This window comes from Leisingera sp. ANG-Vp, assembly GCF_000813725.1.
Taxonomy (GTDB): domain Bacteria; phylum Pseudomonadota; class Alphaproteobacteria; order Rhodobacterales; family Rhodobacteraceae; genus Leisingera.
The window spans coordinates 1-15,515 of the sequence record NZ_JWLD01000014.1 but is presented as its reverse complement, the minus strand read 5'-3'; the positions used below and the strand labels follow the sequence as shown (position 1 = coordinate 15,515).

General features: G+C 63.4%; 12 protein-coding genes. 4 read left to right on the top strand and 8 right to left on the bottom strand.

What is annotated here, in order from left to right; translation table 11 throughout:
- Window position 1: 1 nt before the first annotated feature.
- The 3 genes from RA20_RS05725 to RA20_RS05715 all read right to left on the bottom strand — a co-directional run bounded on the left by RA20_RS05725 (window position 2) and on the right by RA20_RS05715 (window position 4,443).
- Window positions 2-1,051 (bottom strand): quaternary amine ABC transporter ATP-binding protein, encoded by a 1,050-nt coding sequence (locus tag RA20_RS05725; protein ID WP_039125554.1) that lies wholly within the window; start codon window positions 1,049-1,051, stop codon window positions 2-4.
- Window positions 1,052-1,123: 72 nt separating this feature from the next.
- A complete protein-coding gene (locus RA20_RS05720; RefSeq protein ID WP_039125552.1) occupies window positions 1,124-2,080 on the bottom strand; it encodes an ABC transporter substrate-binding protein in 957 nt (318 codons plus the stop codon).
- Window positions 2,081-2,118: 38 nt separating this feature from the next.
- Window positions 2,119-4,443: a DUF1989 domain-containing protein gene (locus RA20_RS05715; protein WP_039125549.1), complete on the bottom strand. Its 2,325-nt coding sequence runs from the start codon at window positions 4,441-4,443 to the stop codon at window positions 2,119-2,121.
- 113 nt (window positions 4,444-4,556) lie between these two features.
- On the opposite strand from RA20_RS05715, the gene RA20_RS05710 reads away from it, so the two are divergent.
- Entirely contained in the window at window positions 4,557-5,561 is a 1,005-nt protein-coding gene (locus RA20_RS05710; RefSeq protein WP_082017922.1) for a LacI family DNA-binding transcriptional regulator, read from the top strand.
- Window positions 5,562-5,577: 16 nt separating this feature from the next.
- Here the strand turns inward: RA20_RS05710 and RA20_RS05705 are convergent, their stop codons facing one another.
- Together RA20_RS05705 and RA20_RS05700 are read right to left on the bottom strand one after the other, a co-directional pair.
- Window positions 5,578-6,786, bottom strand: coding sequence for a mandelate racemase/muconate lactonizing enzyme family protein (locus RA20_RS05705; RefSeq protein WP_039125547.1), 1,209 nt, complete (start codon window positions 6,784-6,786; stop codon window positions 5,578-5,580).
- Window positions 6,787-6,799: 13 nt separating this feature from the next.
- Window positions 6,800-8,458, bottom strand: a complete 1,659-nt coding sequence (locus tag RA20_RS05700) for a GMC family oxidoreductase (RefSeq protein ID WP_039125546.1) — start codon at window positions 8,456-8,458, stop codon at window positions 6,800-6,802.
- A 102-nt stretch (window positions 8,459-8,560) separates the two neighbouring features.
- Here RA20_RS05700 and RA20_RS05695 point away from each other — a divergent pair, with 102 nt between their 5' ends.
- A complete protein-coding gene (locus RA20_RS05695) occupies window positions 8,561-9,448 on the top strand; it encodes a LysR substrate-binding domain-containing protein (RefSeq protein WP_039125545.1) in 888 nt (295 codons plus the stop codon).
- Here the strand turns inward: RA20_RS05695 and RA20_RS05690 are convergent.
- Window positions 9,420-10,346, bottom strand: coding sequence for a LysR family transcriptional regulator (locus RA20_RS05690; protein WP_039125544.1), 927 nt, complete (start codon window positions 10,344-10,346; stop codon window positions 9,420-9,422). The genes RA20_RS05695 and RA20_RS05690 overlap by 29 nt on opposite strands.
- 113 nt (window positions 10,347-10,459) lie before the next feature.
- Here RA20_RS05690 and RA20_RS05685 point away from each other — a divergent pair, with 113 nt between their 5' ends.
- A complete protein-coding gene (locus RA20_RS05685) occupies window positions 10,460-11,302 on the top strand; it encodes an aspartate racemase/maleate isomerase family protein (RefSeq protein ID WP_039125542.1) in 843 nt (280 codons plus the stop codon).
- 14 nt (window positions 11,303-11,316) lie between these two features.
- Window positions 11,317-12,069, top strand: coding sequence for a sulfotransferase-like domain-containing protein (locus tag RA20_RS05680; RefSeq protein WP_039125540.1), 753 nt, complete (start codon window positions 11,317-11,319; stop codon window positions 12,067-12,069).
- A 181-nt stretch (window positions 12,070-12,250) separates the two neighbouring features.
- Here the strand turns inward: RA20_RS05680 and RA20_RS05675 are convergent, their stop codons facing one another.
- Both RA20_RS05675 and RA20_RS05670 read right to left on the bottom strand, forming a co-directional pair.
- Window positions 12,251-13,360 carry a cystathionine gamma-lyase gene (locus RA20_RS05675; protein ID WP_039125538.1) on the bottom strand — a complete coding sequence of 370 codons (1,110 nt, stop codon included), beginning with the start codon at window positions 13,358-13,360 and terminating at the stop codon, window positions 12,251-12,253.
- Window positions 13,361-13,581: 221 nt separating this feature from the next.
- Entirely contained in the window at window positions 13,582-15,273 is a 1,692-nt protein-coding gene (locus RA20_RS05670; protein WP_039125582.1) for a thiamine pyrophosphate-binding protein, read from the bottom strand.
- Between the last annotated feature and the right edge of the window lie 242 nt (window positions 15,274-15,515).

Genomic DNA, 15,515 nt, shown 5'->3' with positions numbered 1-15,515 from the left:
CTTACGCCTGGCTGTCCTGAATGGCGCGGATCAGCCCCGCGCGGTTGATCACCCCGACAGTGCTGCCAGCATCCGCCACCTTGACGATGCCGTGGCCGTCAACGGCCAGATCCATCAGGTCGCTCAGATCCATGTCGGGACGCGCCACTTTGGCGTCTGCCGGCAGGGCGCCATGGGTGGCTTCGAATTCCGCCACCGGTTTCATTACTGAGTGGGCAAAGATCATGTTGAGCTTGGAAATCCCGGCCACGAAGTCCGCCACATAGTCATCCGCGGGGTTGAGGATGATTTCCTCCGGCGTGCCGATCTGCACGATGCGGCCGTCCTTCATGATGGCGATGCGGTGGCCGATGCGGATCGCCTCGTCCAAATCATGGGTGATGAACATGGTGGTCTTGCCCAGCTTGCGGGAAAGCTCCATGAACTGGTCCTGCAGCTGCTTGCGGATCAGCGGGTCCAATGCCGAGAACGGCTCGTCCATCAAGAGGATTTCGGGGTCCGAGGCAATGGCGCGCGCCAGGCCTACTCGCTGCTGCATGCCGCCCGACAGCTCATGGGCGTATTTGTCTTCCCAGCCGGAAAGCTCCACCAGCTCCAGCACCCGGTCGGCCTCCTCCCAGCGGCGCGCCTTGCCGGTGCCGCGGATTTCCAGCGGCATCGCCACATTGTCGCGCACCGTACGGTGCGGCATCAGGCCGAAGTTCTGAAACACCATGGCCACGCGGCGGTTGCGCAGGTCGCGCAGGCCCTCGGCGTTCAGCCCCATCACATCATCACCATTAATGTGGATATGGCCCGCCGTGGGCTCCAACAGCCGGTTCACATGGCGCACCAGCGTTGACTTGCCGGAGCCCGACAGCCCCATCACGCAGAACAGTTCGCCCCGTTCGATCTGGAAACTGGCATCCGCCACCCCGACCACGCAGTTGAACCGCTCCAGCACTTCCGGCTTGGTCAGCCCTTCCGCATGAATGGCCTTCAGCGCCTCAGCCGAGCGCGCCCCGAAAATCTTCCAGACGCCGCGTGCGTCAATTGCGATGTCACCCGCCATGGCCTCCCCCTGTCTTCATAAGTCTTGCATGGACCCCGCCGCCGCGCAGGGCGGCAGGGCCAAAGGTTGCGATCAGTTGAGGCCGAGCCAGCCGTCAACGACGGCGCCGTTTGCTGCCAGCCAGTCCGACACCGCCGTGTCGATCTCCTGGCCCTGGATCACAACAGCGTAGGTGAGCTTCGACAGTTCGCCCGCGTCCATGTCGATCTGGCTCAGGAAAGAAGCCGCTGCCGGGTTCCGCTGCTCCAGCGACTTGGAGTAGGCCACGGTCACCGTCTTCACCTGGTCGCCGGTTGTGATCGAAGAATTGGCGTACCAGTCCGCATCCTGATCCGGCTGGATGATCTTATAGGCGTTCGGATCGTGCTCCGGCTCTTCGATCATCGTCACGTCATAAAGCGCATGCACATAGTGCGGCTTGTAGCAGTAGAAGACGACGCCTTCCTTCTGGTCCACCGCATCCTTCAGTCGCGAATAGAACACGGTTTCGTCCTCGGTCGACGGCTCCAGGAAGGTTTCGATGCCGTAGTCGCGCACCTTCACCTTATGCACATTGGTCGAGGCCCAGCCCGAAGCGCCAACCCAGATCTCGCCCTTGCCGTCGCCGTTGGTGTCATAGGCCTCCTGCGCTGCCGGGGTGGCCAGGTCAAAGACCGACTTCATGCCGTGCTCTTCGGCCATATAGGTCGGGGTGCAAAAACCCGAGCGTCCCTCGTAGCTGCCCGAAGACAGCGCCACGGTGCCTTTCTGGCCGACATATTCGTCGGTGAAGGACGATTGGTTCGGCAGCCAGACGTCCGGGTGCACGTCGATATCGCCGCGCCCGCCGTCCATCGCGGCAAAGATCACCGCATTGGCACCGGGGGCATAGCCCGCTTCGCCGCCCAGGCGGGTTTCGATCACCTGACCGATGATCCGGCTCATGATCTTGGCGCCGGGCCAGCTGGGCTCGCCCACCATGACCTTTTCCTGTGCCATGGCACCGGTGCCCAAAGCGGCAATTGCAGTGGCTAACGCAAGATGTTTCATCGTTTTCTCTCTCCTGTTGATGTGAGGTGAAGCGCCGCTCAGGCGCGGGCCCGCTTTCTTTGCGGGTCTATGAAAGGAATACCGGTGACGGTGGCGCCCAGGCGCTTCATCCGTCCGTCCAGCTGGCCGACCTCCAGCCGTGTGCCGTCTCCGGCGTGCTCGATACCAAGCCGGGCAATGGCAATGGCGTGCTCCAGCGAGGGCGAGCGGGTGGCCGAGGTCACCACCCCGACCTGCCGTTCGCCGTCATAGACCGGGCTGCCGTGCAGCGGCACATCGTTGCAGCCCAAGAGCAGCCCCTTCAGCACCCGGCGCGGCGCGCGCGCATTGCGCTCCAGCGCCGCCTTGCCGGTGAACTCCGGCTTGGTCAGATCGACAGCAAAGCCCAGGCCAGCCTCGAATGCATCCACGCCCGGCGCAAATTCCGCATTGGCGGCGGCCAGCCCGGCCTCAATCCGAATGGTCTCCAGTGCGGCAGAGCCCATCGGGGTGATCCCGAATTCTTCGCCCGCCTCCATCACTGCGTCCCAGATCGCCAGCGCATCCGCCTTGGCGCAGAAGATCTCATAGCCCAGCTCGCCGGTGTAGCCGGAGCGCGACAGCATGAACGGCGCCCCCTCCCGGTCGTTCAGCCGCGCCACGGTGACGCCGAACCATTTCAGCTGATCCAGCTGCGGCACATGCGGCTGGGTAAAGGCAATCTTGCGCAATAGATCCCGAGACTTGGGCCCCTGGATCGCCAGGTTGGGCATCGCCCCGCGCATGTCGTGGATGCGGACCTGCAGCCCCATCTCCTGCGCCAGAGTCTCCAGCACCCGGCCGCTTTCTTCTGATCCGCAGCACCAGCGGAACAGGTCGGGCGCCAGCCGGAACAGGGTGCCGTCATCAATCACCGTGCCACCCTCGTCGCACATCAGCGTGTAGGAGCCGCGCCAGACCGCCAGTTTTGCCACATTGCGGGTGGTCGCCCGCTGCAGCAGCACCTCGGCATCGGGGCCGGCAATGTCGTACTTCCGCAGCCCGCTCATATCCTGAACCGTCACCGCATTGCGGCAGGCCCAATATTCGCCGGTGGTGCCATGCGACGGGAAGCTCACCGGCGCCCACAGGTCGCGCGCCGGGGCAAAATGCTGGGTCAGCGGCGCGAGACGGTCATGAAAGGCGGAGTTCTGGCTGATCGACATCGGGGCGTCTTCCTTTTCGCGGTAGGCAACAGCGCGGCGCAGAGGTGTTTCGGGGCGGTAGATGCGCACATGCACATCCGTAGGGTTCCAGCCGTTGATCGGGTCGATGTCGTCCGGGCAGGCGGTGGAGACGCAGACCAGGTCCTCCAGCGCCCGCATCGCCACATAGTCGCCTGGGCGGGAGTGGGACTCCTCGGTCATGATGTGGTGCGAATGCGGATCGACCCAGGTGTTCCAGAAGAAGTTGATCGCAGGCCAGGCCGCCCGCCGCGCAACACCATAAGGCGCCAGTGCATGGGACATATTGTCGGAGCAGTTCACATGGCCGGGAAAGCCGCGCTCCTCATAGCCGCGCGCGGTGCAGGCAAGGCCAAAGGTATCATGCCGCCCGCAGGTATCCTGGATCACGTTCAGCAAGGGACGCATGTCGCGGTCAAAGAACTTGTCCAGCAAGCCCGGCCCCGGATAAGACCGCCGCACCATCGAGCGGGTGGCGGTGCTGTCGATCATCAGCTCCTCGCCCCGGTCCAGCCCGTCGGCGCGGAAGGCGGTGAAGTCCGAGCACTGCTGGCCTTCAACGTCGATGATCTGGATGATCTCGCCTTTCTTCACCTCATAGGCAAAGCCGGTGCCGCGGCTGACGGTGAACTCGTCGCGGGTGTCGCCCAGCAATGGCGGCAGCAGCGGAGTGCGGCTGTCGGCAGGCTGCCAGGTGATCTTGGTATTGTCGGGCGCCGGGCCCTGCACCAGCGCTTCGCTGCTGGCGGTGTGAAACACCCACACCGTCATCGCACTGCCCGCCTTCAGGATCAGCGGCACCCCATTGGCGGCAAGATTTGCAGCGGGGATGTCCGCCGCCGGGCCGCCATTTGATGTGATCCAGCCCAGCAGAGCGGCACTGTCGCAACCCGCCGCATCCAAACGCGTATCCGCCTGCAGCCCCAGCGCCGCCAGCGCCGGGCGCCCGCTGACGTCAAATGCCGCGATCTGCACGCCCTCCGCCCCGGCGGCGATCTCCACCGACAGCAGGTCGCCCGGCTGCATCTCCTGGCGGATGCCGTCGCGCAGGGCTATCACCCGGGTGCTGCCCCGGGCCGTCTTGGCAAAGCCCGGAAACGCCCGGCCGGGGCTGTCAAATCCGATGTTGTCTAGTCCGTGCAGGACTGTGTAGCGGGTCATCTCTTCTGCCGATTCTCAAAATGTAACTGGTTACATAAGTTGATGAAACCGGTTACATGTGTCAAGACTTTACTGGCTGCCCTGACCGGGACGGCAAGAAAGGCAAGGAAGAAATGAGCAAGACCCCGCCTCAGAAACGCGCGAATTTACGGGATGTTGCCACGGCTGCGGGGGTGTCTGTGGCGACGGTGTCGCGGGTTATGAACGCACCGGACACGGTGGCCAAAAAAACCCGCAAACGGGTGGAAGAGGCGATGAACAGCCTGCGCTGGGTGCCAAGCGCCGCGGCCCGCGCCATCAATACCGGCCGCACCCGGTTTGTCGGCGCTCTGGTTCCGACCCTGGACAATGCGATCTTCGCCCGTTTCCTGTCGAAACTGGAAAACCAGCTGAACACCCACCGTCTTTCATTGGTCGTTGCCACTACCGGAGGCGACCCTCAAGTCGAAGCTGAAAAGGCCAAAACCCTGATCGACATCGGCGCCGAGGGGCTGGTGGTTTCCGGCATCACCCACGGCCAGGCGCTTTATGACCTGCTGGACCGCAGCCAGCGCCCGGCCATTGCCACGTCATATTACGATCCGGGCTACGTTCTGCCCACCATAGGCTACGACAACGCTGCCGCCGCGAAACTGGCACAGGAACACTTGACCGGCCTCGGCCACCAGCACATCGCGGTTGTTCACGGCCCCCGCCTGAACAATGACCGCACCGAGGCCCGCCTCAGCGGGCTGACCGGATCAAACGCCGCGCTGGAGCTGTTCGAGACGGAAATTTCCCTGGCCGGGGGCTGCAACGCCGCCCGCGCGATCCTTCAAGGGACACAGCGCCCCACCGCCATCCTATGCCTTTCGGACGTGCTGGCGTCCGGGGTGCTGGCCGAACTTCACCGCCGGGACCTTGCTGTGCCCCGGGACGTCTCGGTCATGGGGATCGACGACCTCCCGGGCTCCGCGCATATCTATCCGGAGCTGACCACCGTCCACCTCCCCGTTGCCCGGATGGGGCTTGCCGCGGCAGATGCGATTGCAGAGTGGGTCGAGACCCAGACTGTGCCGGAACCGACCCTGCTGGAGCCTTCGCTGGTTCTCAGAAAATCAACGGCGCGCCCGCGTTGACAGGCGCGCCTGCGTTTCACTGCACCACCGGTTCATGCGCCAGATCCAGGTGAAGCTTGCTGCCGGTATAGGGGCTGCCCGCAATCGCTTCGTCATCCAGCTCCACCCCAAGACCCGGCTCGGAGGATGGGATCACATAACCCTCCTCCCAAGTGATCGAGGATTTGAGACAGGACATGTAAGACCCTTCAAACGTGCCGATCGATTCCAGGATCAGGAAGTTCGGGCTGCAGGCAGAGATCTGGATGTTCGCCGCAGCCACCACCGGCCCGCAATACAGATGCGGTGCAATCTGTGCCTGCCGTGTCTCAGCCATGCTGGCAATCTTCTTGGCTTCCAAGAGGCCGCCGACCCGCCCCAGATCCATCTGCAGGATCGAGGCCGCCCCCGCCTCCAGCACCCGCGCAAATTCATGCTTGGTGCACAGCCTTTCACCGGTGGAAATCGGCACCGAGGTAAACCGGGCGACCTCGGCCATATCAGATGGGTTTTCCGGGGTGGTCGGCTCTTCGAACCACAAGGGCTCATAGGGCTCCAACCGCCGCGCCATCCGCTTGGCGCCGGAGACGGTGAACTGCCCATGGGTGCCGAACAGCAGGTCTGCCCGCGTCCCCACTGCCTCGCGGATGCGCTTCACAAACATCTCGCTGCGCTCCAGATCCTCCATCCGCGGCTGGTGCCCGTCGTAGATCGTATAGGGGCCGGCGGGGTCGAATTTCACCGCCGTGAAGCCTTCATCTACCCGCTGCAAAGCAACCTCGGCAGCAATGTCCGGGTCGTTATAAACATTGGGTGTCTCCGGATCCGGGTACACGTCGCCTTCCGGCGGATAGAGGTAAGTATAGCTGCGCAGCCGTTCATGCACCTGACCGCCCATCAGCTCATAGACCGGCTTGCCCGCCGCCTTGCCGATGATATCCCAGCAAGCCATCTCCAGCCCGCTCAGCACCCCCATTACCGTCACATCGGGCCGCAGCGTGTAGCCAGCGCCGTAAGACTTTCGCCACAGCTTCTCGATATGATGCGGATCGCAGCCTTCAAACTGGCGGGCGAACATCTCTTCGGCCATCGCGCAGCACAGCTCGGGGCCGAAGGTCGCGTTGTAGATCTCCCCCACCCCGGTGATGCCGCAAGCCGTGGTGAGACGCACAAAAATGAAGTAGCGCCCGCCGTGGCGCGGCGGCGGGTTGCCGAACACAAAGGTTTCGATGGAATCGAGTTTCATTGGACTATCCCTGTCATTCAGCCGCCAAAGGCCTGTTTTCAGTGTCTTCCAGCACCAGATCCGCCGTCCGGTGCGCCAGCATCATGGTGGGTGCATTGGTGTTGCCAGAGGTCACATTGGGGAATGCCGAGGCATCAATCACCCGCAGCCCTTCCACCCCGTGCACCCGCAGCCGCGCGTCCAGCACCGAATCCCGGGCGTCATTGCCCATCCGGCAGGTGCAGGTCGGGTGGAACACGGTGCCAGCGCGCTCGCGGAAGTTTTCCAGCAGAGCCGCGTCGTCCATTTTCAGAATGTCCGGCGCCCGCCGCTCCCGCGTCACAGCCTTGATCGCCGGCGTCTGCGCCAGTGCCTGCAGCAAATGGCTTGCGCGGATCGCCGTGGCCTTGTCCGCCTCGGTCGACAGCGAGTTCGGCTCAATCAACGGCGCCTGCGCCGGGTCTGCGGACTGAATGCTGATCTGCCCGCGGCTGGTCGGCCGGCTGGGCTGCACGCACAGCAGGAAGCCGTTGTCCTTGTCGATCTGCGGCTTGCCGCTGGGACGCGTCGAATAAGATGCCGGATTGCAATAGACCTGCACGTCCGGCAGCGCGGCGCCCTCTGTGCGGACAAAGCCGCTGCATTGGTTCACCGGCACGCTCAGCGGACCCTTGCGGGTCAGCACATATTGCAGCCCCGCCTTCATCTGCCCGGCAAAGCTGCCCAGCCGGTCGTTCAAGGTGGCGGTATTGGCCCAGAAGAAATGCGACACCGCCAGATGGTCCTGCAGCCCCTGGCCGACGTGCGGCAAGTCATGGGCCACCGCAATGCCATGCCGCTGCAGCAGCGCCGCCGGCCCGATCCCTGACAGCTGCAGCAGCTGCGGCGAATTCACTGCGCCCGCGCTCAGGATCACCTCCCGTGCCGCCATGGCCTGCTGTGCCTGGCCCTTCACCCGGTAGGCAACGCCGGTGGCCCGCTTTCCGAAAGTCAGCACTTTCTCCACCAGCGCCCCGCTGACGACAGTCAGGTTGCCCCGCTTCATCGCGGGCCGCAGAAACGCATCCGCCGAAGACCAGCGCCGCCCGTCTTTCACGGTGCTGCGGACATAGCCCATGCCCTCCCCCGGCAAGGTGTTGGCTCCAGCGTCCGCAGAGGCATTCATGTCCTGCAGGAACGGCCAGCCCATTTCCTTGGCGCCAGCCAGAAAGTTCTGTGCAAAGGGGTGCATCCGCTCGCTCAAGTCGGTGACCCGCACCGGGCCGGAGCCGCGCAGGCGGCGCCCGGTCCCGTGCCGCTCGTCGTGGCTCTCCATCGCCTCGTAGCTGCGGCGCACATTCTCCCAGCCCCAGCCAGCGGCTCCCGCAGCTTCCCAATCGTCAAAATCATGCGGCAGCCCGCGGACATAGGCCATCGCGTTGATCGAGCTCGACCCGCCCAGAATCTTGCCCCGCGGCCAATAAGCTTCACGGCCGTTCAGCCCCGGATCCTCCGCTGCCGAATAGCGCCAGTTCACCGCCGGGTCCGAGAAGGTGAAGCCATATCCCACCGGAATCTTTACCCAGAACCGCCGGTCGGTGCCGCCCGCCTCGATCAGCAGAACCTTGTAGCGGCCATTGGCCGTCAGCTTGTCAGCCAGAACACAGCCTGCCGATCCGGCCCCAACGATAATGAAATCAAATGTTTGCGCCATGATCCTGCGAGTCCATTGGTGTGGGCTGAGCTTGCGCAGGCGCTCAGGCTAAATCAAACAATGCGTTTTGCCCCTTAGACCCAACTGTGCTTAAAGGTAAGTATGACCGATCTGCCTCATGTCACCTGGCTCAAGGCCTTCGAAGCTGCCGCGCGGCTCAACAGTTTCTCCGCTGCAGCCGAAGAACTAGGGCTCACGCCCGCCGCCATCAGCCAGCAAATCCGCCTGCTGGAAAAGCACCTGAATGCTCAGCTGTTCAAGCGCCTGCCCCGCGGTGTGGCGCTGACTGACACCGGCCAGGCCTATGCCCAGCCGATCCGGAAATCCTTTAACGACATGCAATTGGCCACAGCCGGCCTGTTTGGCAAACAGCGCAAACGGGTGATCCGGGTGCGGGCCTCGATCTCCTGCGCAGCCTTGGTGATATCTCCGCAGCTGGCCCGGTTCCAATCGGAACATCCCGACATTCTGGTCAAGCTTACCACCTCCGTCTGGGCCAACCGGTTTGACGAAGAAGGGCTCGACATCGATATCCGCTACGGCGGTGACTGGCAGGACAGCGAGACGCTGCACCTGGGCCATGAAAACGCCGTGCCCGTCTGCAGCCCGGCCTATCTGAAATCACTCGGCGGCAATCCTTCGATTCAAGATCTGGCTGCGGCGGATGTCATTCAGATCTTCGGCTCCGAAACCGATTGGGGGCGCCTGTCGGACCTGCACGGGCTGAACCTGCAAACACCTGCAGACTGGCTTAAGGCGGACTCATCTCTGCTTGCCCTGCAAACCATTGCCACAGGCCACGGCGTGACCATGGTGCTGGAAAGTTTCGCCAGGCAATACGTCGAACAAGGGCTCGTGGTCGCCCCGACCTCTTACAAACTGCCCAAACGCCGCTCGCATTACATGGTGCTGAACGAACGCGCAGGCCAGCGGGATGAAGTGCAAACCTTCTGCAACTGGCTCATGTCGCTGTACCAGGAATTGCTCTGAGAAGCTGCAGCTCCCGGATGTTTTCAAGCAATGCCAGACACTTACGAGCGGCTGGGTTCTGCTCTCCAAAACGGGTCAGCCTGGCAAACAGCCAGGTATCCCTGGAAAACCAGCCGCCCGGCAGCTCCTGCAGCTGGCCGCGCTCCAGATAGGGGTCAGCAAAGCCGCGCCACCCCAGCGCCAGCCCGCGCCCCTGTGCGGCAGCCTCCAGCAGAAAAACATAGTTGTCGAAGTACTCCGCCTGAGGCCACTCCTGAACGCCGCCCTGCCCCTCCTGCCAATCCTCCCAGCGCAGCCAGCCGAAATTCTCCTGCCGCAACCCAAGCACACCGGGAGGAGCACCGTCTCCAGCCATCGCTGCCGCCGCCTGAGCAACCACTTCTGGCGTTCCGACCGGTTTCACCTCTTCCCTGCAGACCACCACATGCTCCCGTTCCGGCGGCACTTGAGAATACTCAAAGACGATATCCGCTCCGGTATCGACTGCAGCTCCGGTCAGATTGTATTCGGCAGTCACAAACCGAAGCTCGGTCTCCGCTCCCAACGCTGCCCGCAACGCGCTGTGCCGCGGCAGCAGGAGCAAGTGGGAAACCGAATAGGTGCAGGTGATCGTCACGCCGGTCTCAGGTTTGGCAAACTCCCCAGCGGCGCGCTGCAGCCCGTCCAAAGCCTGCACCACAGAGGCATAAAACCCTTCGCCTTTCCGCGTCAGACGGATTTGAGGGCCGCTGCGGTCAAACAGGAGCGCCCCCAGCCGCAGCTCCAGATTGCGGATATGGCGGCTGATCGCCGGCTGCGAGGTGTTCAGCTCCTCCGCCGCCCGTGCAAAGCCCTGCAACCGCGCAACCGCTTCAAAGGCGGCCAGCGCATTGACCGAAGGCAGGTTGTACCGCCGCATCTCAGCTCCTTCTAAACATATCAAAATGGTTATGATGAGATGCACGCGAAAGCAATAGACAGACTCGCGCCTCTGCCGCAACTTTTCCCCAAGCGCAAACAGGGAGAGGTGGAATGCCCGGCTATGAAAAACCCGCCCATTGGGCCAATCCGAAGAACAAGCTGTTCCCGCATCAGGTCGGATTTACCGCACCGCCGCACGACTTTGACGCAGCACCCTCGGATTTTCTGCGGATGGCGCCGCGGTCAGTCGGCGTGCATGGGCGGATGCTGCATGTGCCGGATTACGCGCACCAGTTGGGCCAGCGGCAGAAGAATTTCGGCCTCTTGGAGGAATTCGTCGAATGCATGGCCAACAACGGCGCCGACGTCTGCGGCCAGGTCGGCTCCAACTGGGTGCATGCCTCGGGGAAAGGCGTCGAGGGCATCCGCCAGCACTGCGAGATGCTGAGCGACAAGTATGAGACCCCTTTCCACATGGCCGGCTACGCCATGGTCGAGGCTCTGCGCGACCAGAACGTGGAAAAGGTCGCCCTGAACGCCTGCTATCACCCGGACAGCTGGTACAAGGGCACCGTCGGCTTCCTGCAAGAGGCCGGGTTCGACGTGGTCTGGGCCGGCAATTTCTATGACCAGGGATGGTTTGAGAGCCAGGAGGACGTCGACAACTGCATCTGGTGCTTTGACGAGGATCTGATCTGGAAATCCTTCGACTACACCGCCGAACAGGCCCCCAAGGCCGACGCCTATCTGATCAACGGCATGAGCAACTACCGCCGTGCCTCCGACGGCATCGCACAGCGCCCGGTGCATTACGCGGCCGAGCTGGAAGAACGCCTTGGCAAACCGGTGATCGGCCATGACATCGCGCTTTACTGGCGGATTTTCAAAACCCTGGGCCTGAAACCCGAAAGCAGTCCTGAATCCCCGCAGGGTGCCCTGCTGTCCTCTCTCTGATAAGGAACCGCTTGATGCATAAGATTGTCGCATTGTGGGCCGTGCCCCGCTCCACCTCCACCGCGTTTGAATGGATGATGCGCCAGCGCGGCGACCTCGACTGCCTGCACGAACCTTTCGGCGAGGCCTGGTACCAGGGCGAGGATCCGCTGTGGCCGCGCTTTACCGAGGGCGAGAAAACCACCCCCGGCCTGACCTTGGAAAGCGTTTGGGAAGATATCAAGGCGCGGGCCGAAAAGGGTCCGGTGTTCCTCAAGGATTTCCCCCATTACATCAACCACATGTGGGATCCCGAGTTCCTGTCCCACTTCACTCACGCCTTCCTGATCCGCGATCCGGCCAAGACCATCACGTCGATGTACAACAAATGGCCGGACTTCGATGAGCTGGAGGTCGGCTTCCCCGAGCAGCGCGCCCTGTTCGACCTGCTGACCGCGCTCAATGGCACCCCGCCGCCAGTAGTGGACAGCGACGACTTGCTGGAGAACCCCGAAGAGATGACAGAGGCCTTCTGCGCGGCGGTCGGCATCCCCTACATGCCCGAGGCGCTTAGCTGGGAGCCGGGCGGCGACCCCTCAGCGCACAGCTGGTGGGACGGCGGCTCATTCCACGCCAATCTGGCGAAATCCACCGGACTCACCCGCCAGACCCGCAAATACGTGGAGATCGAGAACACGCCGGAGCGCGTCCGCCGCGTCCACCGCCGGATGCTGCCGCATTACCAGAAGATGCACCAGCACCGCATCCGGGTGCCGCAGATGGCCTAGCGCCCCTGGGCATACCACGCAGGTTTCATCATGCTGTCCCCACGGGGACAGCGCCTCATGTCGCCTGTCGCGCCAGCGGCAGGCACGCGTCCGCCCGCCCCACGGCGGGCGCGTACCGCGCCCACCCGGGCAGACGCTCAGTATACTGATAAGAGGTTTCGCTCGCTCTGTACTGAGACCTTTAAAGCCCCTCCAGCGAGGCAGCCATAGCGCTCCACAGTTCCTCGGCTGGTTCGGTGCCGACCGAGATCCGCACAAACCCTGGCGCCACCGCATCTCCCCAGCGGGCACGGCGCTCGGCTGAGGTATGCACCCCGCCAAAGGACGTTGCGGAACGGATCAGCGGGCAATTGTTGATGAATGCATCCGCCTGTTCCGCCCCGTCCAAAGTGATTGAGATCAGGAAGCCGAACCTGGCCATCTGCTGCTTGGCCAGCTCATGCGAGGGATCCGATGCCAGCCCCGGGAAACGGATCTCCTGCACCAGCGGATGCGCGGCGAGCCGTTCTGCCAGCACTTCTGCTGTGCTGCACATGCGGTCAAAGCGTACGTCCAGCGTCTCTAGTCCCCGGTGTGCCAGCCAGGCCTCCTGCGGGCCGGGGATGCCGCCGCCGAACTGGCGCCACTCGCGCGCGGCCTGCAGGATCTCTTCGTTACGGGTGGCCAGATGCCCCATCAGCACATCCGAATGCCCGCCCGGCGCCTTGGTGTCGGAAGCCACAACAACATCTGCGCCAAGTTCCAGCGGCCGCTGTCCCAGCGGGGTCATGGTTGTGTTGTCGACGAGCAGAATGCCGCCCGCCGCATGCACAGCATTAGCAATCATCCGCAGGTCGCAAAGATCCAGGCCGGGATTGGAGGGTGTCTCCGCAAATACAACGTCAAAGCCTTCAAAGCCGCCATCGGAAAAGCTGGTGGTTGGGCGCTGCTCGACCACAACGCCGAGGTTTTGCAGGAACCGCTCGCTGAGGCGCCGGGTGACGTAGTAGCCATCCGAGGGGATCAGGATCTTGGAGCCCGCCTTGACCGTGGCAAACAGCGACGCCGAGATCGCCGCCATCCCGGAGGGGAAAGCCAGTGCAGGTGCGTCTTCCAGATAGGTCAGAACGTGTTCCAGCTGTTCCCAGGTGGCATTGTCCACCCGGCCATAGCTGGGCCCGCCGGTCCAGTCGCCCGGAAGGTGGTACATTGAGCTTTGCGTCAGCGGCAGCGCCACCGGCTCGCCTTCGGAGAGGGTATTGCCGCGCAGGTGCAGCATGGCTCCGGCTTTGGGGGCGGTGGGTCTGTCCATGGGCGGCGCCTTTCCTGAATCGTGGGGGTTTCAGGAGTGATAACCGGCACAAGGGAAAAAGAAAATCGGCAGGATTACAGTTTGGAGATTTCGAACTGCAGTACAGAGGGCAGTGCCCGTCCGCGGGCGGAAGCGTAGCGCCCGCCCATGGGGGCGGACGGGCGCTGCCCGGCCTTCAGCTGGGCGAATGGCTTCTGATAGGTTTCGAGCCTTGGCGGGGATCACCCCATCCAGCGGCGCACCGGCGCGGCGGCCTCTTCCAGCGCCTGGCAGACAACGTCAATTAGGGTCGGGCCGTCATGGGCAAAGGCCTCCTTGATCGCTTGATCCAGCTCCTCCGGCTTCTCCACCCGCCAGGTCTTGACACCGAACGCCTCGGCCACCGCCGCGTGATTGGTGCGGTTGAAGTCCACATTGTAATAGCGCTTCTCGCAGTCGTCGCGCTGGCTTGCCTTGATCCAGCCGAAGTTGGCGTTCGAGAACACCACATAGGTGATCGGCGCGTTGCAGCGCACCACGGTTTCCAGCTCGCCGCAGGTGAAGTTGAAGGAACCGTCGCCCATCATCCCCACAACCTTGCTGGAGGGCCGTCCGAACCAGGCCCCCAGCGACGCCGACAGCGAATATCCCAGCGCGCCATGGGCACGGTTGGTGATGTACTGGCGGCCCGGGTGTTTCTGCTGCGAATAGGCGTTGTAATAGGGGCAGCTGGTGCCGGGGTCGGACACCACAATGGCATCGTCGGGCAGGTTCTGGTTCAGAGCGTGAATGATCTGCTCGGGCAGCACCTGATCGGTCTTGCTGTGCGCCAGTTCTTCGAACTTGGCAAACTTACGCTGCTTGATGTCCGCCACTTTGGCGGCACCGCCAAAGGAAGGCACGTTGCCTTCGCAGCCGTCCAGATAGGCGTTCACTGCCTGCAGGGCCAGTTTCAGATCGGCCACCACGCCGACCTCGGTCGGGTAGTTGGCGCCGATCGTCATCGGGTCATTGTCGAAATGCACGATGCGCTGGCCGGGCTTCGGTGCCTCCCAGCGCGAGGTGGTGGTGGAGCCGGCCCGGCAGCCCATGAAGACCACCAGATCCGCGGCCTCCATCATCTCCCAGGTCTCATTCGTGCCGCCGTTGGAGCCAACCACGCCCAGCGACTGCGGGTGGGTGTCGGCCAGCGAGCCCTTGCCGGAGATCGAAGTCCCCACGGCGATGTCCAGGCGGGAGGCAAGCGTGCCCAGCTCCTCCATCGCGCCGGAAATCACCACGCCGCCGCCGCAAACGATCAGCGGTGACTTGGCGGTGAGGATGGCCTCGACGGCGGCCTCGGCTGCACCCGGTTCCGGGGCGGCGCGGTAGGAGGGGTAGCTTTGATGCTTGGGGTCGCCCCAGATGTCATCCGCCTGCACAGCGTCATACTGGATGTCATAAGGCAGCCCCAGATGGGCCGAGCCGGAGCGGCCGGTGGTCATCGCCCGGAATGCCTGGCGCACCATGCGCGGGATGTGGTCGGCGCGTTTGATCACCGTGTTGAACTTGGTCAGCGGCCCCATCAGGGTTTCCTGATCCACTTCGGTCAGGGGGTATTTCCCGTAAGAGCCGACCGAGATGTCGGTGGTGATCGACAGCACCGCATAGGAGCTTTCGTTGGCCTCAATGAGGCCCGGAAGAATGTAGGTAGCGCCGCCCCCCGAGGGGCCTTCGCAAACGCCAACGCGGCCGGTCACACGGGAGAAGCCGTCGGCCATATAGGCCGCACTGCGCTCATCGCGGGTGAGGACATGGGTAATGCCATGCTCCAGCCGGTTCATCGCGTCATAAAACGGCAGCGTGGTGTCGCCGCAAAGGCCAAAGATATGGGTGACGCCATGCGCCTCCAGAGAGCGCACCATGGCCTCTGCCCCGTTCAGCGAATTGGTCATCGTGTTCTTCATGGGAGCCCCCTCAAACCTCTTTGAAACCTGCCCCGGGGAGATGCCCGGGATTCGTGCTCCAAACTGTATACAATTCTGTAGATAGATGTGAAGACTAAATTTTGCAATTGGCGGGACCGGCGGATCAATACGCCAAGCGCCCGCCCCGCCAGGAGACAGGGGCGCTGCAGATGCATTCCCGGAGGCGCGTCCCTGGACGGCAAAGCGGGCGGGCGCGGGCCGGCCGCAGA